The sequence below is a fragment of the Hydrogenophaga sp. genome, assembly GCF_050182545.1.
Classification (GTDB): Bacteria; Pseudomonadota; Gammaproteobacteria; order Burkholderiales; family Burkholderiaceae_C; genus Hydrogenophaga.
This window is the reverse complement of the sequence record NZ_JBFXCD010000010.1, coordinates 18,664-44,330: the sequence shown is the minus strand read 5'-3', so window position 1 is coordinate 44,330 and position 25,667 is coordinate 18,664. Positions and strand designations below refer to the sequence as shown.

The following is a 25,667-nucleotide window of genomic DNA, read 5'->3' as shown; positions in this document are numbered from 1 at the left end:
GCGGCCGAGGATACCCCGGCGCGCATAATCGCGCCCTTCATTCCCCGACTTCACGCCGTCCACGCGCCCGCTCCCCATGAGAAAAACCTTTGCCCTGACCCAGGAAGGCCGCCACCGCGACCGCGTGCTCGAGGCCGTGAAACACGAGATCCGCAAGTACCTCAAGCGCGAGCGCCGCCGCGATCTGCCCGAGGGGGTCGACTACCTGGACTTCGACTGCCGCCTCGGCGCGACGAAGGAGGCGGCCGAGGTGGTGCACCTCTCGGCGCTGATCGGTCAGCTCGACGCGCTGGCAAAGGAGGGTGGCGCGCAGGCCTACGTGGAAATCCTGGCCAAACCCGGAGTGCGCAGACCGAGGGCCGATGCTGTCCGCGACCATCCGGCACAATCGTCCGATGCCCCAGACGACCCTGCCCCCGACGCCGAAAAATCCGAAAATTGAAGAGGGGGGCGTCGCGCCCATTGAGGGCGAGTTCCTCAAGTTCCCTGGCTCGCCATTCGAGCTGTTCCTGCCGTATCCGCCCGCGGGCGACCAGCCCGAGGCGATCCGCCAACTGGTGGAGGGCATCAACGACGGCGAGGTGTTCCAGACCCTGCTGGGCGTGACCGGCTCGGGCAAGACCTTCACCATGGCCAACGTGATCGCGCGGCTGGGCCGCCCGGCCATCGTGTTCGCGCCCAACAAGACGCTGGCCGCGCAGCTCTACAGCGAGTTCCGCGAGTTCTTCCCCAAGAACGCGGTCGAGTACTTCGTCAGCTACTACGACTATTACCAGCCCGAGGCCTACGTGCCGCAGCGCGACCTGTTCATCGAGAAGGACAGCGCGATCAACGAGCACATCGAGCAGATGCGGTTGAGCTGCACCAAGAGCATCCTGGAGCGGCGCGACGTGGTGATTGTGGCCACGGTCTCGGCCATCTACGGCATCGGCAAGCCCGAGAGCTACCACCAGATGGTGATGACCCTGCGCACCGGCGACAAGATCGGCCAGCGCGACTTGATCGCCCAGCTGGTGCGCATGCAGTACGCGCGCAACGAGCAGGACTTCTCGCGCGGCAAGTTCCGCGTGCGCGGCGACACCATCGACGTATTTCCCGCCGAGCACTCGGAGATGGCGATCCGCATCGAACTCTTCGACGACGAGGTCGAGACACTGCAGCTGTTCGACCCGCTTACCGGCAAGGTGCGCCAGAAAATTCCGCGCTTCACCGTCTACCCCAGCAGCCACTACGTGACGCCGCGCGAGCAGGTGCTGCAGGCGGTGGAGGCGATCAAGCTGGAGCTGTCCGACCGGCTCAAGGAACTGGTGAGCGCGGGCAAACTGGTGGAGGCGCAGCGGCTGGAGCAACGCACCCGCTTCGACCTGGAAATGCTCAGCGAAGTCGGCCACTGCAAGGGCATCGAGAACTACTCGCGTCACCTGGCCGGCAGCGCACCCGGCGAGCCACCGTCCACCCTAACCGATTACCTGCCGAAGGACGCGGTGATGTTCCTGGACGAGAGCCACGTGCTGATGGGTCAGTTCGGCGGCATGTACAACGGCGACCGCGCGCGCAAGACCACGCTGGTGGAGTACGGATTCCGCCTGCCCAGCGCGCTGGACAACCGGCCGCTGAAGCTGGAGGAATTCGAGCAGCGCATGCGCCAGGTGGTGTTCGTCTCGGCCACGCCAGCCGATTACGAGAAGACCCACGCGGGCCAGGTGGTGGAACAGCTGGTGCGGCCCACTGGTCTGGTTGACCCCGAACTGGAGGTGCGTCCCGCGATCCACCAGGTGGACGACGTGCTGCAGGAAATCCGCGTCCGCGTCGAGAAGAACGAGCGCGTGCTGATCACGACGCTGACCAAGCGCATGGCCGAGCAGCTCACCGACTACCTCACCGAGAACGGCGTGAAGGTGCGCTACCTGCACAGCGACGTGGACACGGTCGAGCGGGTCGAGATCATCCGCGACCTGCGCCTGGGCACGTTCGATGTGCTGGTGGGCATCAACCTGCTGCGCGAGGGCCTGGACATTCCCGAGGTCTCGCTGGTGGCCATCCTGGACGCCGACAAGGAAGGCTTCCTGCGTTCCGAGCGCAGCCTGATCCAGACGATCGGACGCGCCGCGCGCAACCTGGGTGGCAAGGCGATCCTCTATGCCGACCGGATCACCGATTCGATGAAGCGGGCCATGGACGAAACCCAGCGCCGGCGCGACAAGCAGATGGCGTACAACCAGGCCATGGGCATCGAGCCGCGCAGCATCAACAAGCGCATCAAGGACCTGATCGACGGCGTCTACAGCGAGAAGGCGGGCAGGGAAGCCGACCGCCTGGCCGCCGAGAGCGCGCACCGCGCCAGCATCGAGGACATGAGCGAGAAAGACGTGGCGCGCGAGATCAAGCGGCTGGAAAAACTCATGCTGGAACATGCGCGCAACCTGGAGTTCGAGAAAGCCGCCAGCGTGCGCGACCAACTGGCCCGGCTCAAGGCCCAGTTGTTCGGGGCGCCCGGTGCCGACAGCCTGGCCTGACAGGGGCGGCCTGGGCGATACCCTGCAGGGGAGGGCAGGGTAAACCAGCAAGATGCCGAGCAAATCACTGGGGATTCGGGTATACTCGACGAAAACAGTCGGGAAAGCCTTCGACAAACAGATCCGCAACGGATCGGGGTGGGTGGAGAAGGGGGTTCAAGGGGTTCGCTGCCCGCTGGACCATGCCACGACAGTCAAGCCAACACTTCAAGGAGCTTGAGATGCGCCTCACGACCAAGGGCCGCTTTGCGGTCACCGCCATGATCGATCTGGCCCTGCGCCAGAACAACGGTCCCGTCACGCTCGCGGCCATCAGCCAGCGCCAGCAGATTTCCCTGTCCTACCTGGAGCAGCTGTTCGGCAAGCTGCGCCGCCACGAGCTGGTCGAATCCACCCGCGGCCCGGGTGGCGGCTACACGCTGGGTCGCAAGGCGGCCGAGATCACGGTGGCCGACATCATCGTCTCGGTGGACGAACCGATCGACGCCACCCAGTGCGGCGGCAAGGAAAACTGCCTGGGCGAAGGCCACCGCTGCATGACCCACGAACTCTGGGCCCAGCTCAACGCCCGCATGGTCGACTTCCTGGACTCGGTGTCCCTGCAGTCGCTGGTGGACGAACAGCTCGCCAAGGGGGTGGTCGTTGAAAACGCGCCCATGATCAAGCGCGCCATCTCCAGCGCGCCGGTGGTCAAGCCGATCCGCGTGAACGCGCCCAATTCGGTCTTTGCCCTCGGAGGCGCCTCGTTCACGAAATGACGCCGGCCTGACCGGGGCATGCGACCCCGCTGTTGCCGCTTTCCACACACAAGCCCACGAACGTTCATCCATGAGCACTCCGCACTTTCCCATCTACATGGACTACAGCGCCACCAACCCATGCGACCCGCGGGTGGTGGACGCCATGATTCCCTGGTTGCGTGAACACTTCGGCAACCCGGCCTCGCGCAGCCACGCCTGGGGCTGGGAAGCGGAGAAAGCCGTGGAGACCGCCCGCGAGCAGGTCGCCGCCCTGATTGGTGCGGACCCGCGCGAGATCGTCTGGACCAGTGGCGCCACCGAGTCCAACAACCTCGCCCTCAAAGGTGCTGCGCAGTTCTACAAGTCCAAGGGCAAGCACCTCATCACCGTCAAGACCGAGCACAAGGCCGTGCTCGACACCATGCGGGAACTGGAGCGCCAGGGCTTTGAAGTCACCTACCTCGACGTGCAGGCCGATGGTCTGGTTGATCTGGAGGTCTTCAAGGCCGCGATCCGGCCCGACACCATCCTGGCCTCGGTCATGTTCGTGAACAACGAGATCGGCGTGATTCAGGACATCGCCGCCATCGGCGCCATCTGCCGCGAAAAAGGGGTGATCTTCCACGTCGACGCCGCGCAGGCCACAGGTCGTGTCGACATCGACCTGCAGGCGCTGCCGGTCGATCTGATGAGCCTGACGTCGCACAAGACCTACGGGCCCAAGGGCATCGGTGCGTTGTATGTGCGGCGCAAGCCGCGGGTGCGCATCGAGGCGCAGATGCACGGCGGTGGCCATGAGCGTGGCATGCGCTCGGGCACCCTGCCCACGCACCAGATCGTCGGCATGGGCGAGGCCTACCGCATCGCCAAGGCCGAAATGCACGAAGAAAACCTGCGCATCAAGGCCCTGCACGACCGCATGGTCGCCGGCCTCAAGGACGTGGAAGAGGTGTTCATCAACGGCCACGAGACACAGCGCGTGCCGCACAACCTCAACATGAGCTTCAACTACGTCGAGGGCGAGTCGCTCATCATGGGAATCAAGGGCCTGGCGGTGTCGTCGGGTTCGGCCTGCACCTCGGCCAGTCTGGAGCCCAGCTATGTGCTGCGTGCCCTGGGCCGCAGCGACGAACTTGCGCACAGCAGCCTGCGCATGACCATCGGCCGCTGGACGACCGAGGAAGAAATCGACTACGCGATCGCCACCATCAAGGACAACGTGGCCAAGCTGCGCGAGCTGTCCCCTCTGTGGGAAATGTTCAAAGACGGAATTGACCTGTCCACCATCCAGTGGTCAGCACATTGAAGGAGAAACACCATGGCCTATTCTGAAAAAGTGGTTGACCACTACGAAAACCCGCGCAACGTCGGCTCCTTTGAAAAGGGCGACGACTCGGTGGGCACCGGCATGGTGGGCGCACCGGCCTGCGGCGACGTGATGAAGCTGCAGATCAAGGTCAACCCCACCACGGGCGTGATCGAGGATGCGCGCTTCAAGACCTACGGCTGCGGCTCGGCAATTGCTTCGTCCTCGCTGGTGACCGAATGGGTCAAGGGCAAGACGCTGGACCAGGCCGCCGCACTCAAGAACAGCCAGATCGCCGAAGAACTGGCCTTGCCGCCGGTGAAGATCCACTGCTCGATCCTGGCCGAGGATGCCATCAAGGCTGCGGTCGACGACTACCGCAAGAAACACGTGAACTGATTCCGATGGCCATCTCGATCTCAGAAGCCGCGGCTCGGCACGTCAACCGCTACATTGCCAAGCGAGGCAAGGGTGTGGGCGTGCGCCTGGGCGTCAAGACCACGGGTTGCTCCGGCATGGCCTACAAGCTGGAGTACGCCGACGAAATTGCGCCGGAAGACGTGGTCTTCGAGGACAACGGCGTGAAGGTGCTGGTCGACCCCAAAAGCCTGGCCTACATCGACGGTACGCAGCTCGACTTCGTGCGCGAGGGCCTCAACGAGGGCTTCCGCTTCAACAACCCGAACGAGCGCGACCGTTGCGGTTGCGGCGAGAGCTTCAGGATCTGATGCCCCTGCGTTCACCCACCAGGCCGCCCGTGCTCTCCAGTGCCGGCGGCCTTTGATTTACATGAGCCTGAACCTGCAATCGACCGACTTCGACATCTTCGGCCTGAACCCCCGGTTCGCCGTGGACCGCGCCGCACTTGACCAACGCTGGAAAGACCTGCAGCGCGAGGCCCACCCCGACCGCTTCGCGACCGCCGACGCACAGGCCCAGCGCCAGGCCATGCAGTGGTCGGTGCGCATCAACGAGGCCTACCAGCGGCTGAAAGACCCCCTCAAGCGCGCGGCGTACCTGTGCGAGCTCCATGGCGCGGCGATCGAGGCCGAGAACAACACCGCCATGCCCAAGGCCTTCCTGATGCAGCAGATGCAATGGCGCGAAGAGCTGGAAGAGGCCGATGGCCTGGCCGATCTGGAGCGCATGGCCGATGAGGTGGCCGCCGCACGGCGCGCGATGCTGCAAGGCCTGCAGACCACCGCGGACGAGCAGCGCGACTGGCCTGCGCTGGCGCAGCAGGTCAGAGCCCTTATGTTCGTTGAGCGCTTTGCGAGCGACGTGGAGAACCGGATCGATCTGCTGGGACAATAGCCCGTTCCCCGCAAAGATTTGATCGTTGACCCATGGCGCTCCTGCAGATTTCCGAACCCGGCCAGTCCCTTGATCCGCACCAGCGGCGCGTTGCCGTGGGCATCGACCTGGGCACCACGCATTCGCTGGTCGCAGCAGTGCGCCACGGCGTCTCCGAGTGTCTGCCGGCGGCCGATGGCCGCGTGATTCTGCCCAGCGTCGTGCGCTATCTGGATCCCGCGCAAGGGGGCTCCGGCCGCCAGATCGGTTTTGAAGCGCTCGCGGCGCAGGTGCAAGACCCGGCCAACACGGTGAGTTCGGTCAAGCGCCTCATGGGGCGCAGTCGGGCCCAGGTCGCCGACGTGGACAAGCTGGCCTACGGGGTGGTTGAACAGGACGGCATGGCCGTCATCGACACGGTCGCCGGCCGCAAGACGCCGATGGAGGTCAGCGCAGAGATCCTGGCCACACTGCGCTTCCGCGCCGAAGACAGCTTCGACGACGACCTGTATGGCGCCGTCATCACCGTGCCCGCCTACTTCGACGACGCTCAGCGCCAGGCCACCAAGGACGCCGCGCAACTCGCGGGCATCCATGTGCTGCGCCTGATCAACGAACCCACGGCCGCGGCCATTGCCTATGGTCTGGACAACGGGTCGGAAGGCGTCTACGCCATCTACGACCTGGGCGGCGGCACCTTCGACATTTCCATCCTACGCCTCACGAAAGGCGTGTTCGAGGTGATGGCCACCGGCGGCGACTCGGCCCTGGGCGGCGACGACTACGACCAGGCGCTGGCCGCCTGGGTGCTGGCGCAACAAGGCGTGGGTACCACGCTCAACGCCTCGGAACGCGCTGCGGTGCACGCCGAAGCCCGGCGCGTGAAGGAAGCCCTTTCGTCGGCAGGCAGCGAGACCTTCCGTGCCAGCGTGGACGGTCAACCCGTCGAGCAGGTCGTCACGCCCGCTGATTTCGAAAGCTGCACCGCCGCGCTCACCGCGCGCACCATGGCTGCGGTGCGCAAGGTCCTGCGCGATGCGGGTGTGGGCAAGGACGAGGTCCAAGGCGTGGTCATGGTTGGCGGCTCGACGCGCATGCCGGTGATCCGCCGCACCGTGGGCGAATTCTTCGGCCAGGAGCCGTTGACCAACCTCAACCCCGACGAGGTGGTGGCGCTGGGCGCGGCCATCCAGGCCAATGCCCTGGCCGGCAACAGCCGCGACGGCGATCTGCTGCTGCTCGACGTGATCCCGCTGTCCTTGGGCATCGAGACCATGGGAGGCCTGGTCGAGCGCATCGTGCCGCGCAACAGCGCCATCCCGACCGCGCGCGCGCAGGACTTCACCACCTACCAGGACGGCCAGACCGCGCTGGCCTTGCATGTGGTGCAGGGGGAGCGCGATCTGGTGGCCGACTGCCGCAGCCTGGCCCGATTCGAACTGCGTGGCATCCCGCCCATGGTGGCTGGCGCCGCGCGCATCCGCGTGACCTTCACCGTGGACGCCGATGGCCTGTTGTCCGTGAGCGCGAAGGAGCAGGGCAGCGGGGTGGAAGCGCGGGTGGACGTCAAGCCCGCCTATGGCCTGTCCGATGAGCAGATCGCCGCCATGCTGCAGGACAGCTTTGCCACTGCGCAGCAGGACATCCAGTCGCGCGCCCTGGTCGAGGCGCGGGTGGATGCCGACCGCATGATCGCCGCCACGCGCACCGCGCTGGCCGCCGACGCCGACCTGCTTCAGCCCGCGGAACGCGAGCAGATCGATGCGCTGATGACCGCGCTCGCGACCACGGCCACCGGCGAGGACGCCAACGCGATCGTGGAGGCCACCAGCGAACTCGCCAAGTCCACCGAACCCTTCGCGGCGCTGCGCATGAACCGCGGCATCCAGCAGGCCCTGTCCGGCAAGAAACTCGAAGAAGTCTGAAAACGCTCCCCATGCCCACGATCAAGATCCTGCCCCATCCCGAATACTGTCCCCAGGGCGCGAGCGTTACCGCGCCCTCGGGCACCTCGATCTGCGAAGCCCTGCTCGACAACCGGATCAACATCGAACACGCCTGCGACATGAGCGCCGCCTGCACCACCTGCCACGTGATCGTGCGCGAGGGCTTCAACAGCCTGAACGAACTCGACGAAACCGAAGAAGACCTGCTGGACCGCGCCTGGGGCCTGGAGCCGAACTCGCGCCTGTCGTGCCAGGCCATCCTGGCGCAGACGGACGTGACGGTCGAGATACCGAAGTACTCGATCAACCACGCCAAGGAAAGTCATTGATGCGCCAGATCGTCCTTGACACCGAAACCACCGGCCTTTCGGCCGAGAACGGCGACCGCATCATCGAGATCGGCTGCGTCGAGCTGCTCAACCGCAAGCTCACCGGCAACAACCTGCACTTCTACATCAACCCCGAGCGCGACAGCCATGAGGACGCGCTCAAGGTGCACGGCATCAGCAACGAGTTCCTGCGCGACAAGCCCAAGTTTTCGGCCATCGTCGACGAACTGCTCGACTACCTGCGCGACGCCGAGCTGATCATCCACAACGCGCCCTTCGACATCGGTTTCCTCAACAAGGAACTGGAGCGGTTGGGACGCGCCTCCATCAAGACCGTGATCGGCCAGGTGACCGACAGCCTGGTAATGGCCAAGGAAATGTTCCCGGGCAAGCGCAACGGCCTCGATGCCCTGTGCGACCGCCTGGGCGTGGACAACTCGGGCCGCACGCTGCACGGCGCCTTGCTCGACGCCGAGCTGCTGGCCGATGTGTACATCAACATGACGCGAGGCCAGGACGCGCTGCTCATGGACCTGGGCGAGACACCCGGCGAAAACGGTCAGCTCGAAGCCATCGACCTCAGCCGCTTCGAGCTGCCGGTGCTGCGCGCGAACGAACAGGAAGCCCAGGCGCACGAGGGCGTGCTGGCGGACCTGGACAAGGCGAGCAAGGGCAAGACCGTGTGGCGCGCGCTGCAGGCAGTCTGAGGTTCATCAAAATCTGGCTATAATCTGAGGCTTCCGAGAGATCGGCCAGATCAATCGGGCGGTTAGCTCAGTGGTAGAGCACTGCCTTCACACGGCAGGGGTCGCAGGTTCGAACCCTGCACCGCCCACCAGGTAGTAAAGGCCTCGCTGGTTTTGCCAGCGAGGCCTTTTTCTTTGCGATGTCGCCCCCTGAGGGCTAGTAGCGGGTTACAGCTTCGCTGTCGTGCTGGATTTCATGCGGTTTCTGTAAGGCGCCAGGTAGTTGTTGAAGAAGGTCTTGTTCTGGTCCCAGGGCATCGGCTTGGATTTGTCGATGATGCTCGTGGCGATCAGGCGCAACTGGTCGGGTGCGACCAGCTTCTTCTGGAGCGCCACTGTGGTGGGCGTCAACGGCGTCTTGCGCAGTTCCAGCTCGCGCAGAGCCAACCCCACGTTGATGCCGTCCTGCGCCGCCTCCAGGACGGCGGCCTTGACGTCGTCCGGAAAGCCGTCCCGTTGCCGATCCTGCCGCATGTCGATCAGCACCATCGCGAAGTCGATGCAATGCTTCTCGTAACTCCGGATCTCCTGACGGGCACCCACGAGCAGCCGTTGGTAGTTGCCGTAGCGGATGCTTTTGCTGGCGTCCTTGGACAAGGTGTTGAACACTTCGTTGTACAGGTCGGCGGTGGCCGACCACGACGCGAGCGTGTTGGGGCTGAGGGAGTCTGAGCCGAAGAGAAAACGGTCGGGGAAATCGCTCAGCAGCTTGACGAGTTCTGCCACCATCTTGGGGTTGTTGTTGGCGTCCTTCTGGTCGGTGCGCTGCAACTGCTTGGCCACCGTGTCCCATGAAATGTCGAAATACACGTGTTTGTGGGCGGGTGACGTCAAAATTTCACGCAGCCGGTCGAGGTGGCCTTCGCTGATCGCGGAGTACTTGCCCAGGCCACCCGCGTGGGCCCAGATGATGACCGTGTCCTTGCACATCGGATCTGCCAGAAACGCCTTGATGGGCTGGAAGTACTTGGGCGGTTCGCCTTTTCGACGATCAAACGTGATCACGTCGACGTCGCAATGCAGCACCACCGGCATCCGGATCACACCGCAGGTCTGCATCAGATGCTTGAGACCATCGGACCTGTCACTCAGATTGGCCTGATGCACGGCGGGCACCTTCTGTTCAACCCATTCTTTTTGAACAGTGATCTCGCCAACGCCTGTGAACACACCGCGATAGTTGCTGAGCTTGCGAATCAGATCTTCAGAACACCGCAAGTCGCCGAGCACCAGGCCGGTCATCATCGGATCGAAGCGATCCTTTTGTTCGGGGTTGAGCTGGTTGTACCGTGTCGCCGTGTCGCCATCCACTCCCTGGTTGTAGGCCAGGGGTGCGTCCTTGCGGATGTTTTCTTCGTACTCTTCGCGCGTCACCTCCGTGCGGTTGAAGCGAATCACTTCGTTGCTGATGTAGTAGTTGGCCTGGTTGGTGGGGTGCCCCATTGCCGGGCTGTAGCTGTGGTCGTCGTGGCCGCAACCACAGGCCAGCACGTTGGTCGGGATCGGGCACAGCGTGGTGTACTGGATCTTCAGGGCGTCCATCGTTGCGATGAGCAGGGCTGGGTCCGTCCCTTGCTGGGCGTAGTTGGTCGGGTGAAAGTGCACGTCCGCCACTTTCATCAGTTTCTTGGTGCGCGGAACGACGGCGCTGGGCGCCTTTTCCTTGGAGGCCTTCAGCTGGAGATTGATTTCCATGTCATGGTCCTCCGGTCAAAGCTTGGGGCCGCTCATCTGGACGTTTGCGAAGCTCGACTTTCGCCACTCGTCTCCCAGTTCGGTGGCCCCCTTGATTTCGTTGAGCAGCGTGTCGCCCGTGGCGTGAGCGAGATCAATGGCCACCGTGTATATGGCGTGACCGTTGGCCGGTGAGACGCTGAAGCGCGCCGCCGCGACCGCGTACGCGTCGTAGTTCTGCGCGAGCAGGTTGCGCAGGGCGGATTCGGCACCCTGGCCCGGCACGGACCCCATGTCGCAGTAGAGAAAGCACTCGTTGGGGTTGATGTTCTCGTCGAACAGGATGGAGCACAGGGTGCCGTTGGCGTCGAATGCGCCTCCGTCGATGACGAACTTGGCGTCCAGTTTGGCCTTGGTGGCGAAGTCGGTCGCGATTTTGATGAATTGTTCTTTCATGGTGGTTCAGCAAGAAGGGGTCGCCCTGGCGGGGCGTCGCGCGGGTGGCGGAAATGCCATCAGCCGTGCGTGAGTGCGGCCGCCCGGACTTTGGTGTCGCTCTTGAGGTGCAGGCCGCAGGCGCGTGGCCGTAGAGCGGTGTTTCCTCGGGGGAGAGGCCGATGGACAGCCAGGCACTTCGCCTGGTGCTGCCCGCACCGGGCGGAACCCGTGATCCCGCTGCCGCTGAACGCGCGGAAAAGCGTCAGCCGGTGCGCACGACCACCCGCGACCACGACTGGCACATGGTCGCGAACGCCGCTGCCGCCGGTGTGACCGGGGTTCCCTCGCGCTGCACCAGGCAGTTTTCGTACTGATGCGCCTTCTGGGCAATGTCGATGGGTGTCACGCGTGGGCCGATCAGGCCGCTGCGCACGATGTCGATCGGCAGCAAGGCCAGCCAGTCGGTGCGGCTGAGCAGCGCGGCCACTTCGGTGAAGCTTTCGCAGGTGGCCGCCACGCGCGGCGTGGGCAGGCCATGGTCGGTGAACAGGCGCACGGCGGTCCCCCCGGGGCCACCGGGCGAACCCATCAGAATCCACTCCGCGTCCTGCAACTGCTCGAGTTGCCGCGCGCCGGCGAGCGGATGACCCTCGCGAGAGACGACGGTGAGCGTGCTGCGAAACAGCGGAGTGCGGCGCAGTCCGGGCCATGAGACGTCGTCGGGCGTGGCCATCAGGGCCAGATCGAGCGAACCCTGCAACAAGGCCGGGCGCAGCCGCTCGTGCAAGCCGGGCATGAGGCGCAGGCGCACGCCCGGGAAGCGGACATGGAAATCCGGCACGACGCGAGGCAGCAGCAGGGCGGTGGGCGTGGGCCCCACGCCGATGCGCAGGCTGCCCTCGTCCGCGCCATCCTCGGGCGGGTCTTCTTGCGCCAGCCGGGCTTCGGCCTCGATCAGCAGGGCGCGCTCGCGCAGGCGCTGCCCCGCGCCGGTCAGGCACACGCCGCGCGCCGAGCGCAGCAACAGCACGCGCCCGAGCCCGTTCTCCAGCTCCTGCACACGCTGCGTCAGTCCGGCTTGCGACAGCGCCAGGGCGCGCGCGGCCGCGCGAAAGCTGCCGTGTTCGACGACGGCGAGAAAGGCGCGCAGCTGTTGCAGGGTCATGGCGGGGAGCGCTGGGTGATCACGTTTGGCAATCAGTCTAGCCGCTCCCCGGTTCCCAAAGCCGCGGCCGACACCTAGAGTGCAGCGTCCTTTCCTTGTTCCTCCCTGCCGCATGCGCCTCTTCTCCTACCGCGACCGCCCCGTCCACCTCGGCCCTTATCCGCTGGAGCGCCTCACGCGGCAGGATGCCTCCCCCGAGTGGGCGGGGGGCGCCCCGATGGCGGCGCTGTCGTTTGACGATGCCGACCCCGAATCGATCAAGCACGCGATGCGGCGCTTCATCACCATGTTCGACCTGGTGCGCGACGGCGCCGTCAACCCGTGTCGCGGCGAGGTGCCAGCCGGGCTGGACGAGCGCGCCCAGCACCTCAAGGCCGCGGGCTATTACTTCGACGCGTCAATGATGGGCATCTGCGCCCTGCCGCGCGGGGCCCTGTTGCCCACACCCATTCGCAACCCGGGCGTGCAGGCGCTCGGGGCCGAACTCGAAGCCTCGCAGCCCAAGAGTTTTGCCGCCGGCATGGACATGATCCTGGCCGACGTTCTGGACTCGGCGCGCAAGGTGCATGGCCCGATCGACGCGCACACGCACGCCATCGTGATCCTGGTGGAGTTTCCGCGCGACCCGCGCGCCGGCGAGCCCGGCTGCGACTGGATCCACGACGCGCAGCCGCAGCGCGCGGCGGTGCTCACGGCGCAGACCGCGGTGCTGCTTTCGACCTACCTGCGCATGCTGGGGTACGAGGGGCGCGCGCACACGGCGACCTGCAGCGATGTCGACCTGGGCCACCTGGCGCGGGCCAGTGGCCTGACGCTGCCCGACGGTTCCAACCCTTTCCTGGGCCGTCGATTCGGCCTGGCCGCGGTCACCACCGATTTCGCGATGGCCGCCGACAGGGCGCTGAGCCCGCGGCAACAACGTGGCCTTTCGCACGGGCCGGCCTGGTGGCTGGGCAAGGGCACGCTCAAGAACGCCTTCAACCGCGAAGCCTTCGCCCGGCGCGAATTCCGCCAGGGCGCTTACCCGTTCGAGACGCTCAAGCGCCAGGACGAGCCCACCACCTTCATCGACCATGCGCGTGTGCCGCGCTTTCCCAAGCGGGCAGACTTCTTCGCACGTGCGCTGTTCGGCGACCTGGGCAAGCCGGTGCAGGAGGGCGCGAAGAACGCGCACTACGTGATGAAGAGCCCCATCGGCGCCTGCGCGCGGCGCGCGCTCGGGGCGCTGCTGCTGCTGCAGTTCGGCGAGGCGCGCGGGCCGGTGGCGGCCAGCACCGCCGACCCGCAGCGCAACGCCGACAACCTCAAGGCCACCGCCTATTACCTGGGTGTCGATGCGGTTGGCCTGTGCGGCGTGCCGGCCTGGGCGTACTACTCGCACGACGCGGGCGGCAACGCCCTGCAGGCCTACCACGCCAACGCGGTCAACCTGCTGCTCGACCAGGGCCACGAGACCATGGAAGGCGCCAGCGGCGACGACTGGATTTCGGTGGCGCAGAGCATGCGTGCCTACCTGCGCTTTTCGATGCTGGGCGGCATCATCGGCGAGCAGATCCGCCGCCTGGGCTATTCGGCGCGCGTGCACTCGGTGCTCGACGGCGACGTGCTGCAGCCCCCGCTGCTCCTGCTCTCGGGCCTGGGCGAGGTCAGCCGCATTGGCGAGGTCATCCTCAATCCCTTCCTCGGCCCGCGCCTCAAGAGCGGCACGGTCACCACCGACCTGCCGATGGCGCACGACCGCCCGATCGATTTCGGGCTGCAGCGCTTCTGCGAGAGCTGCAACAAGTGCGCGCGCGAGTGCCCCTCGGGCGCCATCACGGCCGGGCCCAAGCTCATGTACAACGGCTACGAAATCTGGAAGAGCGACGCCGAGAAGTGCGCGCGCTACCGCATCACCAACGCCGCCGGCGGCATGTGCGGGCGCTGCATGAAGACCTGCCCCTGGAACCTGGAAGGCCTGCTGGCCGACGGACTGTGGCGGCAGGTGGCCATGAAGCTGCCGGCCGCCGCGCCCGCTCTGGCGGCGCTGGACGACAAGCTGGGCCGGGGCGCGATCAACCCGGTGAAGACCTGGTGGTGGGACGTGGAACTCGATCGCACCACCGGCGGCTACGTGCGCGCGGCGCAAACCAACCGGCGCGGCCTGCAGACCGGCCTGAAGCTGCGCTACGAAGAGCAGACGCTCGCCGTGTACCCGGCCGACCGTATGCCGCCACCGTACCCGGTGCCGTTCCCGGTCAACCGCGACGAAGGCATCGAACGCTACCGCACGCTGCTCACGCCGCAGCAGTACAAGGACCGCGTGGCGGTGGGCGACACCGAAGGGCTGGCGCCACCGTTCCAGCTGCCCGAGGGCGAACCGCCGGTGTTCCCGGTGTTGCTCAGGCGGCGCGAAGACATGGCGCAGGACGTGGCGAAGTATGAGTTCACCGCGGTCGATGGCGGTGAGCTGCCGGCCTTCGAGGCTGGAGCCCACGTCGACGTGGTCATCGCGCCCGAGTACCAGCGCGCCTACAGCCTGGCGGGCGACCCCGCGGACCGCAGCCGCTACGTGCTCGGCGTGCTGCGCGAAGCGCAAGGCCGGGGCGGTTCGGCGCTGATGCACCGCGCGTTCCGCGAAGGCCGCAAGGTCTTCATCAGCCGGCCGGCCAACCACTTTCCGCTGCACGAGGACGCCCGCCATTCGCTGCTGCTGGCCGGTGGCATCGGCGTCACGCCGATGATCGCCATGGCGCACCGGCTGCATGCCCTGGGACGCTCGTTCGACCTCCACTACAGCGCGGCCAGTCGCCAAACCGCGGGTTTTCTGGCCGACCTGGCGCAAGTGCCGTGGCGCGATCGCGTGCGCCTGCACATCAAGGACGAAGGCGGCCGCGCCGACCTCGCCGCGCTCATCCCCGCCTTCGAGCCGGGCTTCCACCTCTACACCTGCGGCGCCCCGCGCTACATGGACGGCGTGTTCGAGGCCGCAACCCGGCGGCACTGGCCCGACGACGCGCTGCACCGCGAGTACTTCAGCGTGCCGGACGCCGACGCCTGGGAGAACCACCCCTTCGTGCTGGAGTTCGCCCGCACCGGCCGCAGGCTGGACATTCCCGCCGACCGTCGCGCCACCGACGTCCTGGCCGAGGCCGGCATCGCGCTGGACACCAAATGCAGCGACGGTCTCTGCGGTGTCTGTGCCGTGCCGTTCGACGCCGCTCGCTCGGGTGCGGTGCAGCACCGCGACTTTGTGCTCAGCCGCCGCGAGCGCGAGCAGCGCGTGGTCCTGTGCTGCTCGCGCACGGAACAGCCGGGCGCCACCCTGGTGGTGGACCTGTAGCGCTTACACGCCGCACCATCACGGACTCTGCGCCGGCCGCGTCGCGCGGCGCCTAGTGTGCGCGAGTGATGGATGTCTGCAAGGGCGGGGCGCATGCTGGCCCCATGTCCGAAACAGCCTCCGCCCGGGTGCCTCCATCGCCCCACACCCACGACCTCGCCTGCCTGGAGCCCTTGCGCATGGACCACGCGACCGTGCTGGCGCGATTGCTGGTGGATGCCGGTGACGTGCGATGGACAGGCATTGCCCTGCCCGACTCACGCTGCCCAGACCGCTGGGTGCACGATCGCCTGCACGGCGGCGCCGATTGCTATCTCGTCGTCCACCGCGGGCAAGCACTCGGCTATGCCCAGTTGCGCCAGGTCGAGGGCATCGGGTGTCCGGTGATCTGGCTGACGTCCGCCCAGCGTCACCGGGGCTATGGTGTTCGCGTCATTCGCGCGCTGATGCACCAGTCGCAGTGCGCGGGCCTTCAGGCAATGGTGGCGGCCATCCGGCAGGACAACCGGGCCTCGCAGGGCGCATTTCGGCGCTGTGGCTGGATCGAGACAGGCTGGCAGGCGCGCGTGCCGTATGCCGACTGCGGCTTCTGGGCGCTGTCGCTAGAACCGGCTGCTTCAGGCCACGGGCTGGAGCTGGCGGTGGCGCGGTTCTACCGTGCTTCGGCCCCTCTGCTGACGCTGTACGAAACCGTCGAACCCTGACCGCATCCGCCAGCGGCTCTGGCGCGATGGGTACCGCAAGCCTTTGAATTTGCAGGATTCTTCTCGGCTTTTTCCGGGTTTTCCGGTCGGACAGGCGACGTACATTGGCGGGGATGTACAAGCCGCTGCCCCTGGATGCGATTGAGCTGCAACAGCCGGTTCCCGTGAACGTGTGGGACCCGAAGGGCGTGCTCTTGCTGCGCAAGGGCGAGGCGATCACCTCGGAGCAGCACCGCGGTCTGCTCATGCTGCATGGCCCGGTGGTGCTTGAGAGCGACTGGCGCGCCTGGACCTACAGCTACACCGCCGAGCTTGATCGCATGGTGCGCGACAACGCGCCGCTGAACCGCATTGCCGGCGTGAGCCATGCCCATGCGGCAGAGATTCCGAATGCCCTTCCACGCGAGGAGATGGAGCCGGTCGAAGCCTGGACCGATCTGCACGCGGTGCTGAACACGATCCTCCAGCAAGGGGCTGAAGCCCCCCACTTCGTCGATCGCATCGAGCGGCTGGCCACCCGCGTTGAGGGCCTGTGGCGCGCCGCGCCCGACAACAGCTTCCTCGTGCTGGTGCAACTGCTGTTCGACGCGCGCATGGGCTACAGCGCCACGCATGCGCTGCTCTCGGCCGGCTTGTGCACGCTGGTGTCGCCGTCTACCGCACTTTCACCCTCCGAACAGGGTTCCCTTCTGCGCGCCGCGCTGACCATGAACATCGCCATGACCCGGGCACACGACGCCATGGCACGCCAGAACGCGCCGCTGTCGGCCGTCCAGCGCGAAGCCGTGCAGGAACACCCGACGCTGGGCGCGGGCATCCTGCGCCGGCTTGGCGTGGTCGATGCGTTGTGGCTGCAGCTGGTGGAAGAGCAGCATGAACGACCGGATGGCAGTGGTTACCCCGCAGGCAAGCGCACCACGGACATTGCGCCGCGCCTGCTGCAGATGGCCGACGTGTACGTCGCCTGCCTGAGTCCACGCTTGGGGCGGGGAGGCCTGTTGTCGCAGCAGGTGGCGCGCGATCTCTATCTGGGGCCGGACCAGAGTCCGGATCCGCTGGGGGCATTGTTCGTCAAACACGTGGGCTTTTACCCGCCAGGCAGTTACGTGCGCCTGGCCAACGAAGAGGTGGCAGTGGTGACGCGGCGTGGCCCGAAGGCCAATACGCCGCGCGTGTTCTCCATCGTCGGCCGCCAGGGCATGCCCCTGGGCGAGCCCACCCTGCGCGACACGCAGAACCCCGCCTTCGAGGTCAAGGCCAGCCTCTCGCCCGGGGACGTTCGTGTGGTGGTGAATGTGCCCAGGTTGCTCAGCCGCTGCTAGCGCCCTCCAGGGTCAGTGGTCGCTGCTGGAACTGCTGGAGCTGGAGCCCACGCCCCTGACCTTGGGCAATGGCAGCAATTCGTAGCTGTCGCCGGTTTCCTGGTCTTCTGGCGTGTATGCATCTCCGACGTACGGCTGGACGGGATTCTCCGGATCGTCGTCTTGCGGAGCAGGCAATGCGGTGTCTGGCGCGAGGCCGAGGCATTTGCGCATGCCTTTGATGGCCCGGGTGGCGATGCCCGCCACCCCATGAATGCCGTATTCCCACAAAGGCAGGCCATACAAGGTCTTGGCAGTCCACCCGACGATGGCATTGGCGGCCACGGTGCTGGCGGTCAGCGTGGCAACGACCATCTGGTCTGAGGTCAGACCCAGGGCATTCGTGGGTTCGCTGACCACGGTGGTGTTGTACAGGGCTGCAAGCTCATGGGCGTCCTGGGTCCGTTGCGCGTAGTCCATCAACGACATGCCCAGCAAAATGGCCTGGGCGGTCGTTGGTGCAAGCACGGTCATGTACCCCAGCACGCGGGCCACGCTGCGGATCGTCAAGGGAGCGCCGTCAAGCCACGGCTCGGGCGCGGGGCTCTCCCCCACCATCGAGGAAATGAGGCGTTTGGCGGCCTGGTTGGCCCTCTCGTTGCGGGTCACCAGCTGGTCGTGTTCCTTCTTGGCGCGTTTGGCCGACGCCAGAATGCGTTTCAGCGATTGGCGCAACTCCGATCGGGCGGCGATCAGGGTGGCCTTGTAGCTGACGATGTCGTTCCAGTTTTTGTCCGTGTTGTCGTGGTCCTTCAGGTACTGCTCGGCGCGTTGCAGCACGTCGTCAATCTTGGCGATCAGTTTGAGCGCGTCGGTGCAACGTTGCCGCCACAGTTCGAGGGTCACGCGCGCGGCCTCCCGCTTGGCCCCCAGAATGGCCGGATGGCCGCCATCCGAGAGGTCAACGCCCTGGTACTTGGCACGCCACGCGTTTTGCCATTCGAACATCGAGATCATGGCGATGGAGCCCAGCAGGGTGTGGGCCACCGCGTCGGGCACCCGCGCAACGGCGCTGCCCATGCCCAGTGACCAGAAAAGATTGGCCGCGCCGGACATGCCGTTCAGCACGGTGAAGGTGTGTACCGGCACTTCATCGGTGATGAAGGAACGCGATCTGGCCGCGCCCACCACGGCGCGGGATGGATCGACCTGTCCGGGTTTCACGGTGCCATCCGCGCGACGGTCGGGCACGCTGGCGTTCGAGCGCAGCCGTCGGGGAATGCGTGAACCGCCACCGGGCTTCTTTTCCTTTTCTCGCTTGATCAGACCGTCCACGATGCCGTTCATGATCTTGCGGTACTTCTCCTCGTCGCTCGGGTTGCCCTCCAGCCATGCGCGAATGTAGAGCGCATGGGCGGTCTGGTAGTTGATGTACGCCGCCTGATCGGGGGAGCCGTAGCTGGCGCCGGCGCTGCGCCAGGCACCACCATAGGGCTCGCCAAAAATCACCTGCATGAAGGGCACGCCCAGCATGGTGATCAGCGGGGCATATACGGATGCGGCTGGCATGCCGCTGGCGACCATGATCGCGCCGAAGGCGTTTCCCACAACCTTGCCCAGACCAAAGGTCAGCCAGTACATCACCATGGCTGAGTAGATGCTCGTGCGAATGCGCCGGCTGCCCAGCTCCTTTTTGTGGGCAATGGTTTCCTGTTTGGCCAGGGCGTTGGCGGTGGCCAGGTCGGGCACCTGTTCAAGCAACTTGGCCTGCGCTTCGGTCGACAGACTTTTCATGGCCTCCATCTGCACCAGCAGTTTGGTGATCCAGGCGAAGCCTTCGTCGGCCATGCCTTGCGCGTCGTGCGGCGTGGCCACCATCTCGATGGTGATCGGTGAGGCCGTTGACTTTGGCGAACCGGGTGGCGTATTGGCCAGCGCGCTCGACAGGCTCAGACGATGGCTCTGGCTGAGTTGGGCCATGTTCTGCCCAAGCTGAGACAGGGGAAGAAGCGGCACGTTGGGGCGCGTGCGAACAGGGGAATCTTCCTCGGGGTGGTGGCCAAAGATCTTGAAGAAGGCCACGAGATCCGTGTCGTCCGCTTCCTCCGTGATCTGAATGCCGCGGCCTTTGTCGCTGGAGCTGGAGTTGGAAATATCCATGTTCGACTCCTCAGACGTGGGCCACTTTGTCGAGGTTGGCGTCCTGGAGGAACCAGTCCGGGTCCAGCGTGCCCTTGAGCAGACCGTTGCGCCAGTCCAGCACCAGCGACACGAAACCTTGTATGGCCTTGGCCAGTTGCTCACCCTTGGTGCTGTCGTCGGTTGGCATGCCCACGCTGAACAACACTCGGTCGTGGACCGCGTCGTAGCAGAACAGACCGTTGAGATCGCCCATCCAGAGCATCTGATGCGTCAGCAGCGCCTCGTACACCGCCAGCCGCTGTTTGGGCTCGGGGGCGCCCACTTCCAGAATGAGCTGAACCCCAGCGGGAAACGAGGTCTTCATCATGAGCTCGATCTCCACGTTGTTGATCGTGATGGGCTGGCCCATGCTGAGTGTGTTGTTGCTGTCTTTCAGACCGAGTGCCTTGCCGGCATCGGCACAGAGCTGGGAAAAAGTCTTGGGGTTCATGGTCGGGCCTTCAAAAATGGCGGGAATGACGACGGAGGGGACAACGGATTGCGCTCGTGTTGCCCCCTGAAGTGGGGGGAGAAGACTCCGGGGGGGGCGGCACGGCGCGGTTCTTGTGTGGTGCCGGGAGATGCCCGGTCTCGGTCTCCAGCGTCACTAGGCTCACGCGCCCAGCCCCAGTCGACCGGTCCTCCGGTTGGCGCGGGATTTCATCGCGTGAAGGCTTCGACCAGACTGCACGCATGTGCCTGACGCCCCCATCAGACTGCCTCTCGCCCTCCCCGATACCGCAAGGTGAAGTGAATGACGGGTCGTCACGAAGTCGACCGCTGCTGACGGAACAAGACTGGCGGGACCTCGTCAGCAGATACGAAGGTCCGATGCGGTATTCGTTGCGGCGCCGCGTTGCGCTGGCCAGCGACGTGGAGGAATTGGTGCAGCAGGCGCTGTTGCAGGCGGTTCAGGGCTGGTCGACCTTCCGCGGGGAGGCATCGGTGTCCACATGGGTGTTCGGTATTGCGCTCAATCTGGCGCGAGGTCATGCCGCGCGCGCGCCTGGCCTGGTGCAGTGGGGGAGCGACGCCGTGGTGGACCTGGCTCCCTGCACGGCACCGGACCCATGCGAGCGCCTCGCGCTGCGCGAAATGGTCGAACGCCTGCAGGGCGGCCTGGATGTGTTGCCCAAAAATCAGTCCGCAGCACTTTGGCTCGTCGGCGTGGATGGTCTGTCGTACGAGGAGGCCGCTGTCGAACTGGGCGTCAGTGTGTCCGCCGTCAAGCACCGCGTGGCGCGCGCCCGGACCACGCTGCGAATGTGGTGCGATGAATGGCTTGGGTCAGGTCGGGACCGTATCCCCGGGTAGGATGCCGCTTCATGAAGAACAAGCTCTCCAGCGGTGGGCTGGTGTACTCCACCGAGACCGGTCGCATGTGTCCGGATTGCCGTCAGCCCGTGGCGCAGTGCGAGTGCCGGCAGCGCGCGCGGGCCGTGCCGGTGGGCGATGGCGTCGCCCGCGTGTCGCGCGAAACCAAGGGCCGCGGCGGCAAGGCGGTGACGCTGGTGCGTGGGCTGGCGTTGCCACCGGACGCACTCGCCAGCCTTGGCAAGCAATTGCGAACGGCCTGTGGATCGGGCGGCACGGTGAAGGACGGCGTGATCGAGATCCAGGGCGATCACGTGGAGCGCGTGATGGCCGCGCTGACAGCGCAAGGCCACACCGTCAAGCGCGCGGGGGGCTGACGCTGCGGGGTGGTTTCAGCGCAGCACCTCGAGCAGGCGGTCGAGCCCGCCTTCGTTGATCGCCACCATCGCCTGCGCGCGCACCGCGGGCTTGGCGTGGTAAGCCACCGAGAGGCCAGCCGCTCCCATCATGGGCAGGTCGTTTGCGCCGTCGCCCATGGCAATGCATTGAGAAGGTTCGATGCCCAGCAGCGAGGCCACTTCGAGGAGTGTGCGGCGTTTCTCGGCGCCATCGCAGATGTCGCCCCACGGTTGGTCCACCAGGCGGCCGGTGAGCTGGCCGCAGTTCGGCCCGCTTTCGACTTCGAGCACGTTGGCGCGGGTGAAATCAATGCCCAGCGTCTGGCGCACCCGTTCGCTGAAAAAGGTGAAGCCGCCCGAGACCAGCAGCACCTTCAGGCCAGCGGCCTTGCACGCGTTGATGAGCTCGGCTGCGCCAGGGTTGATGCGCAGGCGTTCGGTGTAGACATGTTCCATGTCGGCGATGGTCACGCCTCGAAGCAAGGCCACACGCCGGCGCAGGCTGTCCTTGAAGTCAGCGATCTCGCCACGCATCGCGGCCTCGGTGATTGCGGCCACCTCCGACTTTTTGCCCACCGCATCGGCGATCTCGTCCACGCATTCGATGTTGATGAGCGTGGAGTCCATGTCGAAGGCGATGAGCTTGAAATCGCTCAGCTTCAGCGGCGGGGTGAAGCGCTGGATGGTAAGGCCCGGGGCATGGTCGAAGGCGGATGTCGTGGTCATGGTCTGGAGGGCTTCGGCAAGCTCAGCCCGAATGGAGTGATGAGAGTGTCGTCAAGCGGCTTCGGTGGCCTTGATCGGTTGCCCGAGCGAACGCAGCACGTCGCGCACGAGCTGGACGCGGTCTTTCACCTCCGGCAGTCCACGCTCGATGCGCAGCTTCTCGTTGCCGGCGAGCTTGATGTGGCGGTTTTTCTGGATCAATTCGATGATGCGCATCGGTTCGATCGGTGGATTGGCGCGGAAGGTGATGCTGGTCACGCCGGGTGCGGCGTCGACCTTGACCACGCCGTACGGCGCGCTGATGCAGCGCAGGCGGTGCACGTCGATCAGCGTCTGCGCCTGGGCCGGCAGCTTGCCGAAGCGGTCCACGATCTCTTCGAGCAGGGCGTCCACCTGGTCGGTGCTCTTGGCCGTGGCCAGCTTCTTGTAGAACGAGAGCCGCAGGTGCACGTCCCCGCAGTAGTCGTTGGGCAGCAGTGCGGGTGCGTGCAGGTTGATGTCGGTTGTGACCGACAGCGGCGAGAGCAGGTCGGGCTCGCGGCCGGCCTTGAGCGAGCGCACGGCTTCGCTGAGCATCTCGTTGTAGAGCTGGAAGCCCACCTCCAGCATGTTGCCGCTCTGGTTCTCGCCCAGCACCTCGCCGGCACCGCGGATCTCCAGGTCGTGCATGGCCAGGTAGAAGCCGCTGCCGAGCTCCTCCATCTGCTGGATCGCGTCGAGCCGCTGCGACGCCTGTTTGGTCAAGCCCTCGATCTCGGGAACCATGAGGTAGGCGTAGGCCTGGTGGTGGCTGCGGCCGACGCGCCCGCGCAACTGGTGCAGCTGGGCCAGGCCGAACTTGTCGGCCCGGCTCATCACGATGGTGTTGGCCGTGGGCACGTCGATGCCGGTCTCGATGATGGTGGAACACAGCAGCACGTTGAAGCGCTGCGCCACAAAGTCGCGCATCACGCGCTCGAGCTCGCGCTCGGGCATCTGGCCGTGGGCAATGGCGATGCGCGCCTCGGGGAGGATTTCTTCCAGCTTCTGGCGCCGGTTCTCGATCGTCTCGACCTCGTTGTGCAGGAAGTAGACCTGGCCGCCCCGCTTGAGCTCGCGCAGCACGGCCTCGCGGATCACGCCGTTGCCCTCGTTGCGCACGAAGGTCTTGATGGCCAGCCGGCGTTGGGGCGCGGTGGCGATCACCGACAGGTCGCGCAAGCCTTCGAGCGCCATGCCCAGCGTGCGCGGGATCGGCGTGGCGGTGAGCGTGAGCACGTCGACCTCGGCGCGCAGCGCCTTCATGGCTTCCTTGTGGCGCACGCCGAAGCGGTGCTCCTCGTCGATGATGAGCAGGCCCAGGTCCTTGAACTTCACGCTCTCGCTGAGCAGCTTGTGCGTGCCGACCACGATGTCCACCGAGCCGTCGGCCAGGCCCTTGGCGGCGGCGGTGATTTCCTTCGCGGAGCGAAAGCGGCTCATCTCGGCCACCTTCACCGGCCACTTCGAAAAGCGGTCTGACAAGGTCTGGAAGTGCTGCTCGGCCAGCAGCGTGGTCGGCGCGAGAAAGGCCACCTGGCGCCCGCCAGTCACGGCCACGAAGGCCGCGCGCAGCGCGACTTCGGTCTTGCCGAAGCCCACGTCGCCGCAGACCAGGCGGTCCATCGGGCGCGGGCTGATCATGTCCTGGATCACCGCGTGGATGGCTGCGCGCTGGTCGGCGGTTTCCTCGAAGCCGAAGTCGTTGGCGAACACCTCGTAGTCCTGCGCCGAGTAGCGGAAGGCATGCCCCTGGCGCGCAGCGCGCCGGGCGTAGATGTTGAGCAACTCGGCCGCGGCGTCGCGCACCTGCTCGGCGGCCTTGCGCTTGGCCTTTTCCCACTGGCCACTGCCCAGCTTGTGCAGTGGCGCCTCGTCCGCGCTCACGCCGGTGTAGCGGCCGATCAGCTGCAACTGGCTCACCGGCACGTAGAGCACGGCCTTGTCGGCGTACTCCAGGTGCAGGAATTCCTGCAGTGCGGGTGTGCCGTCGGGGTTCTTCTCCCCCATGTCCATGTGCACGAGGCCGCGGTAACGGCCGATGCCGTGCGCGTTGTGCACCACCGGGTCGCCCACATTGAGCTCCGACAGGTCCTTGATCAGCGCGTCGACGTCGCTGACCTGTTCCTGCTTCCTGCGCCGGCGGGTGGTGGGGCCTGCGGCAAAGAGCTCGGTCTCGGTGACGAAGTCGATGCCGTCGTCGAGCCAGGAAAAGCCGGTCGCGAGCGCCGCGGTGGCGATGCCGGTTTTCTCGTCGCTGGCCTGAAACTCGGCGAGCGAGTCGAAGGCTGGCGGGTTGACCCCGCTGGCGCGCAGGAAGTCGAGCAGGCTCTCGCGCCGGCCGTCGCTTTCGGCGAGCAGCAGCACGCGGTGCGCGGTGTTGCGGATGTGGCCTTGCAGGCGCGAGAGCGGGTCTTCGGCGCCGCGCACCACGGAGAGGTCACCCAGCTTCTGCACATGCGCGCCGTGTTCGGCGTCCTGCTGGGTGGGGGCTCGCACCACGTACTGCGCGTGCTGGTTGGCGCGGACGTAGAACTGCTCGGTGCCCAGAAACAGCGCCTCGGGGGGCAGCACAGGGCGCTCGGTATCGCCCTTGAGCAGGCGATGGCGGTCTTTCGTGTCCTGCCAGAAGCGCTGGAAGGCGGGTTCGAGGTCGCCATGCAGCACCACCGTGGCGTCCCCACCGAGGTAGTCGAACACGGTGGCGGTGTCTTCGAAGAACAGGGGCAGGTAGTACTCGATGCCGGCGGTGGCCACGCCGTTGCCAATGTCCTTGTAGATGCGGCTTCGGGTCGGATCGCCTTCGAGCAACTCGCGCCAGCGGCTGCGAAAGCGCGCTCGTGCCGCGTCGTCCATTGGAAATTCGCGTCCAGGCAGCAGTCGCACCTCGGTCACCGGGTACAGGCTGCGCTGGCTGTCGGGGTCGAAGGTGCGGATGCTGTCGATCTCATCGTCGAACAGATCCACGCGGTAGGGCACCAGGCTGCCCATGGGGAAGAGGTCGATCAGGCCGCCGCGCACCGCGTACTCGCCCGGACTCACCACCTGCGTGACATGCTGGTAGCCCGCCAACGTCAGTTGGCCCTTGAGCTTCGCCTCGTCGAGCTTCTGCTTGACCTTGAAGTGGAAGGTGTAGCCGGCCAGGAAAGAGGGCGGTGCCAGGCGGTAGAGCGCGGTGGTCGCGGGCACCAGCACCACGTCGGCACCGGTGTCCTTGTCGCGTTGCGAGATGCGCCAGAGCGTGGCCAGGCGCTCGCTGATCAGGTCCTGGTGGGGCGAGAAGGTGTCGTAAGGCAGGGTTTCCCAGTCGGGAAACAGCGCGCAGCGCAGCTCGGGCTCGAAGAACGCCATCTCGTCGATCAGCCGCTGAGCGTCGTTGGCATCGGCGGTCACGATGGCCGTCAGGCGCCCGGCCGCCTTCTCGCGAATGCCCAGTTGCGCAAGCAGCAAGGCGTCCGCTGATCCACCGGGGTGGGGCATGGTGTGGCGTTTGCCGGGGGTGAGATGGGGCAAGTCCATGAAAGGCGGGGGTAGGTTGGCGCGCGGGAGA

General features: G+C 66.0%; 22 protein-coding genes and 1 tRNA gene. 16 read left to right on the top strand and 7 right to left on the bottom strand.

Annotated features, from left to right (window positions below):
• The first annotated feature begins 76 nt into the window (after positions 1–76).
• The 11 genes from AB7P10_RS12310 (at position 77) to AB7P10_RS12260 (ending at position 8,968) form a co-directional block, all read left to right on the top strand.
• Positions 77–442: a DUF6172 family protein gene (locus AB7P10_RS12310; RefSeq protein WP_428294146.1), complete on the top strand. Its 366-nt coding sequence runs from the start codon at positions 77–79 to the stop codon at positions 440–442.
• Positions 396–2,516 carry an excinuclease ABC subunit UvrB gene (gene uvrB / locus AB7P10_RS12305; protein WP_428294145.1) on the top strand — a complete coding sequence of 707 codons (2,121 nt, stop codon included), beginning with the start codon at positions 396–398 and terminating at the stop codon, positions 2,514–2,516. Before AB7P10_RS12310 ends, uvrB begins: the two co-directional genes overlap by 47 nt.
• A gap of 221 nt (positions 2,517–2,737) precedes the next feature.
• Positions 2,738–3,274, top strand: a complete 537-nt coding sequence (gene iscR / locus AB7P10_RS12300; protein WP_428294144.1) for a Fe-S cluster assembly transcriptional regulator IscR — start codon at positions 2,738–2,740, stop codon at positions 3,272–3,274.
• A 70-nt stretch (positions 3,275–3,344) separates the two neighbouring features.
• Positions 3,345–4,562, top strand: coding sequence for an IscS subfamily cysteine desulfurase (locus AB7P10_RS12295; protein WP_428294143.1), 1,218 nt, complete (start codon positions 3,345–3,347; stop codon positions 4,560–4,562).
• A 12-nt stretch (positions 4,563–4,574) separates the two neighbouring features.
• Positions 4,575–4,961, top strand: a complete 387-nt coding sequence (gene iscU, locus AB7P10_RS12290) for a Fe-S cluster assembly scaffold IscU (RefSeq protein ID WP_382324333.1) — start codon at positions 4,575–4,577, stop codon at positions 4,959–4,961.
• Positions 4,962–4,966: 5 nt separating this feature from the next.
• On the top strand, positions 4,967–5,290 hold the full coding sequence (gene iscA / locus AB7P10_RS12285) for an iron-sulfur cluster assembly protein IscA (protein ID WP_291127139.1): 324 nt from the start codon (positions 4,967–4,969) through the stop codon (positions 5,288–5,290).
• 67 nt (positions 5,291–5,357) lie between these two features.
• Positions 5,358–5,876 carry a Fe-S protein assembly co-chaperone HscB gene (gene hscB / locus AB7P10_RS12280; RefSeq protein WP_428294250.1) on the top strand — a complete coding sequence of 173 codons (519 nt, stop codon included), beginning with the start codon at positions 5,358–5,360 and terminating at the stop codon, positions 5,874–5,876.
• Positions 5,877–5,908: 32 nt separating this feature from the next.
• Positions 5,909–7,780, top strand: a complete 1,872-nt coding sequence (hscA, locus tag AB7P10_RS12275) for a Fe-S protein assembly chaperone HscA (protein WP_428294142.1) — start codon at positions 5,909–5,911, stop codon at positions 7,778–7,780.
• Positions 7,781–7,791: 11 nt separating this feature from the next.
• The gene (gene fdx / locus AB7P10_RS12270) at positions 7,792–8,130 is read left to right on the top strand and encodes an ISC system 2Fe-2S type ferredoxin (RefSeq protein WP_428294141.1); all 339 of its coding nucleotides are present in this window, start codon (positions 7,792–7,794) and stop codon (positions 8,128–8,130) included.
• Complete coding sequence (dnaQ, locus tag AB7P10_RS12265; protein ID WP_428294140.1) at positions 8,130–8,837, top strand: DNA polymerase III subunit epsilon; 708 nt, start codon at positions 8,130–8,132, stop codon at positions 8,835–8,837. Before fdx ends, dnaQ begins: the two co-directional genes overlap by 1 nt.
• Positions 8,838–8,893: 56 nt before the next feature.
• A tRNA-Val gene (locus AB7P10_RS12260) sits at positions 8,894–8,968 on the top strand.
• A 76-nt stretch (positions 8,969–9,044) separates the two neighbouring features.
• On the opposite strand, the gene AB7P10_RS12255 is transcribed toward AB7P10_RS12260, so the two are convergent.
• The 3 genes from AB7P10_RS12255 to AB7P10_RS12245 form a co-directional block, all read right to left on the bottom strand.
• Entirely contained in the window at positions 9,045–10,571 is a 1,527-nt protein-coding gene (locus AB7P10_RS12255) for a hypothetical protein (RefSeq protein WP_428294139.1), read from the bottom strand.
• A gap of 15 nt (positions 10,572–10,586) precedes the next feature.
• Positions 10,587–11,006 (bottom strand): CesT family type III secretion system chaperone, encoded by a 420-nt coding sequence (locus tag AB7P10_RS12250; protein ID WP_428294138.1) that lies wholly within the window; start codon positions 11,004–11,006, stop codon positions 10,587–10,589.
• A gap of 244 nt (positions 11,007–11,250) precedes the next feature.
• A complete protein-coding gene (locus tag AB7P10_RS12245) occupies positions 11,251–12,153 on the bottom strand; it encodes a LysR substrate-binding domain-containing protein (protein ID WP_428294137.1) in 903 nt (300 codons plus the stop codon).
• 112 nt (positions 12,154–12,265) lie between these two features.
• Here AB7P10_RS12245 and AB7P10_RS12240 point away from each other — a divergent pair, with 112 nt between their 5' ends.
• The 3 genes from AB7P10_RS12240 (at position 12,266) to AB7P10_RS12230 (ending at position 17,501) form a co-directional block, all read left to right on the top strand.
• Positions 12,266–15,475, top strand: coding sequence for a 4Fe-4S dicluster domain-containing protein (locus AB7P10_RS12240; RefSeq protein WP_428294136.1), 3,210 nt, complete (start codon positions 12,266–12,268; stop codon positions 15,473–15,475).
• 104 nt (positions 15,476–15,579) lie between these two features.
• The gene (locus tag AB7P10_RS12235) at positions 15,580–16,179 is read left to right on the top strand and encodes a GNAT family N-acetyltransferase (protein ID WP_428294135.1); all 600 of its coding nucleotides are present in this window, start codon (positions 15,580–15,582) and stop codon (positions 16,177–16,179) included.
• A gap of 113 nt (positions 16,180–16,292) precedes the next feature.
• Complete coding sequence (locus AB7P10_RS12230) at positions 16,293–17,501, top strand: HD-GYP domain-containing protein (protein ID WP_428294134.1); 1,209 nt, start codon at positions 16,293–16,295, stop codon at positions 17,499–17,501.
• 12 nt (positions 17,502–17,513) lie between these two features.
• On the opposite strand, the gene AB7P10_RS12225 is transcribed toward AB7P10_RS12230, so the two are convergent.
• Positions 17,514–19,640 carry a hypothetical protein gene (locus AB7P10_RS12225; RefSeq protein WP_428294133.1) on the bottom strand — a complete coding sequence of 709 codons (2,127 nt, stop codon included), beginning with the start codon at positions 19,638–19,640 and terminating at the stop codon, positions 17,514–17,516.
• Positions 19,641–19,650: 10 nt separating this feature from the next.
• On the bottom strand, positions 19,651–20,112 hold the full coding sequence (locus AB7P10_RS12220; protein WP_428294132.1) for a hypothetical protein: 462 nt from the start codon (positions 20,110–20,112) through the stop codon (positions 19,651–19,653).
• A gap of 242 nt (positions 20,113–20,354) precedes the next feature.
• Here AB7P10_RS12220 and AB7P10_RS12215 point away from each other — a divergent pair, with 242 nt between their 5' ends.
• Both AB7P10_RS12215 and AB7P10_RS12210 read left to right on the top strand, forming a co-directional pair.
• Complete coding sequence (locus tag AB7P10_RS12215) at positions 20,355–20,975, top strand: RNA polymerase sigma factor (protein WP_428294131.1); 621 nt, start codon at positions 20,355–20,357, stop codon at positions 20,973–20,975.
• Positions 20,976–20,986: 11 nt separating this feature from the next.
• Positions 20,987–21,352, top strand: a complete 366-nt coding sequence (locus tag AB7P10_RS12210) for a translation initiation factor Sui1 (RefSeq protein WP_428294130.1) — start codon at positions 20,987–20,989, stop codon at positions 21,350–21,352.
• 15 nt (positions 21,353–21,367) lie between these two features.
• Here AB7P10_RS12210 and serB read toward each other — a convergent pair whose 3' ends face one another.
• Together serB and mfd are read right to left on the bottom strand one after the other, a co-directional pair.
• Complete coding sequence (gene serB / locus AB7P10_RS12205) at positions 21,368–22,099, bottom strand: phosphoserine phosphatase SerB (protein WP_428294129.1); 732 nt, start codon at positions 22,097–22,099, stop codon at positions 21,368–21,370.
• A 51-nt stretch (positions 22,100–22,150) separates the two neighbouring features.
• The gene (gene mfd / locus AB7P10_RS12200) at positions 22,151–25,636 is read right to left on the bottom strand and encodes a transcription-repair coupling factor (protein ID WP_428294128.1); all 3,486 of its coding nucleotides are present in this window, start codon (positions 25,634–25,636) and stop codon (positions 22,151–22,153) included.
• Between the last annotated feature and the right edge of the window lie 31 nt (positions 25,637–25,667).

Excerpts from the sequence above, each read along its gene's own strand:
- AB7P10_RS12255 (WP_428294139.1), bottom strand. The coding sequence starts at position 10,571 with ATGGAAATCAATCTCCAGCTGAAGGCCTCCAAGGAAAAGGCGCCCAGC.
- AB7P10_RS12245 (WP_428294137.1), bottom strand. The coding sequence starts at position 12,153 with ATGACCCTGCAACAGCTGCGCGCCTTTCTCGCCGTCGTCGAACACGGC.
- iscR (WP_428294144.1), top strand. The coding sequence starts at position 2,738 with ATGCGCCTCACGACCAAGGGCCGCTTTGCGGTCACCGCCATGATCGAT.
- fdx (WP_428294141.1), top strand. The coding sequence starts at position 7,792 with ATGCCCACGATCAAGATCCTGCCCCATCCCGAATACTGTCCCCAGGGC.
- AB7P10_RS12250 (WP_428294138.1), bottom strand. The coding sequence starts at position 11,006 with ATGAAAGAACAATTCATCAAAATCGCGACCGACTTCGCCACCAAGGCC.
- dnaQ (WP_428294140.1), top strand. The coding sequence starts at position 8,130 with ATGCGCCAGATCGTCCTTGACACCGAAACCACCGGCCTTTCGGCCGAG.
- uvrB (WP_428294145.1), top strand. The coding sequence starts at position 396 with ATGCCCCAGACGACCCTGCCCCCGACGCCGAAAAATCCGAAAATTGAA.
- AB7P10_RS12235 (WP_428294135.1), top strand. The coding sequence starts at position 15,580 with ATGTCCGAAACAGCCTCCGCCCGGGTGCCTCCATCGCCCCACACCCAC.
- iscA (WP_291127139.1), top strand. The coding sequence starts at position 4,967 with ATGGCCATCTCGATCTCAGAAGCCGCGGCTCGGCACGTCAACCGCTAC.
- AB7P10_RS12295 (WP_428294143.1), top strand. The coding sequence starts at position 3,345 with ATGAGCACTCCGCACTTTCCCATCTACATGGACTACAGCGCCACCAAC.
- AB7P10_RS12225 (WP_428294133.1), bottom strand. The coding sequence starts at position 19,640 with ATGGATATTTCCAACTCCAGCTCCAGCGACAAAGGCCGCGGCATTCAG.
- hscA (WP_428294142.1), top strand. The coding sequence starts at position 5,909 with ATGGCGCTCCTGCAGATTTCCGAACCCGGCCAGTCCCTTGATCCGCAC.
- AB7P10_RS12310 (WP_428294146.1), top strand. The coding sequence starts at position 77 with ATGAGAAAAACCTTTGCCCTGACCCAGGAAGGCCGCCACCGCGACCGC.
- AB7P10_RS12210 (WP_428294130.1), top strand. The coding sequence starts at position 20,987 with ATGAAGAACAAGCTCTCCAGCGGTGGGCTGGTGTACTCCACCGAGACC.
- AB7P10_RS12220 (WP_428294132.1), bottom strand. The coding sequence starts at position 20,112 with ATGAACCCCAAGACTTTTTCCCAGCTCTGTGCCGATGCCGGCAAGGCA.
- mfd (WP_428294128.1), bottom strand. The coding sequence starts at position 25,636 with ATGGACTTGCCCCATCTCACCCCCGGCAAACGCCACACCATGCCCCAC.
- AB7P10_RS12240 (WP_428294136.1), top strand. The coding sequence starts at position 12,266 with ATGCGCCTCTTCTCCTACCGCGACCGCCCCGTCCACCTCGGCCCTTAT.
- iscU (WP_382324333.1), top strand. The coding sequence starts at position 4,575 with ATGGCCTATTCTGAAAAAGTGGTTGACCACTACGAAAACCCGCGCAAC.
- serB (WP_428294129.1), bottom strand. The coding sequence starts at position 22,099 with ATGACCACGACATCCGCCTTCGACCATGCCCCGGGCCTTACCATCCAG.
- AB7P10_RS12230 (WP_428294134.1), top strand. The coding sequence starts at position 16,293 with ATGTACAAGCCGCTGCCCCTGGATGCGATTGAGCTGCAACAGCCGGTT.
- AB7P10_RS12215 (WP_428294131.1), top strand. The coding sequence starts at position 20,355 with ATGTGCCTGACGCCCCCATCAGACTGCCTCTCGCCCTCCCCGATACCG.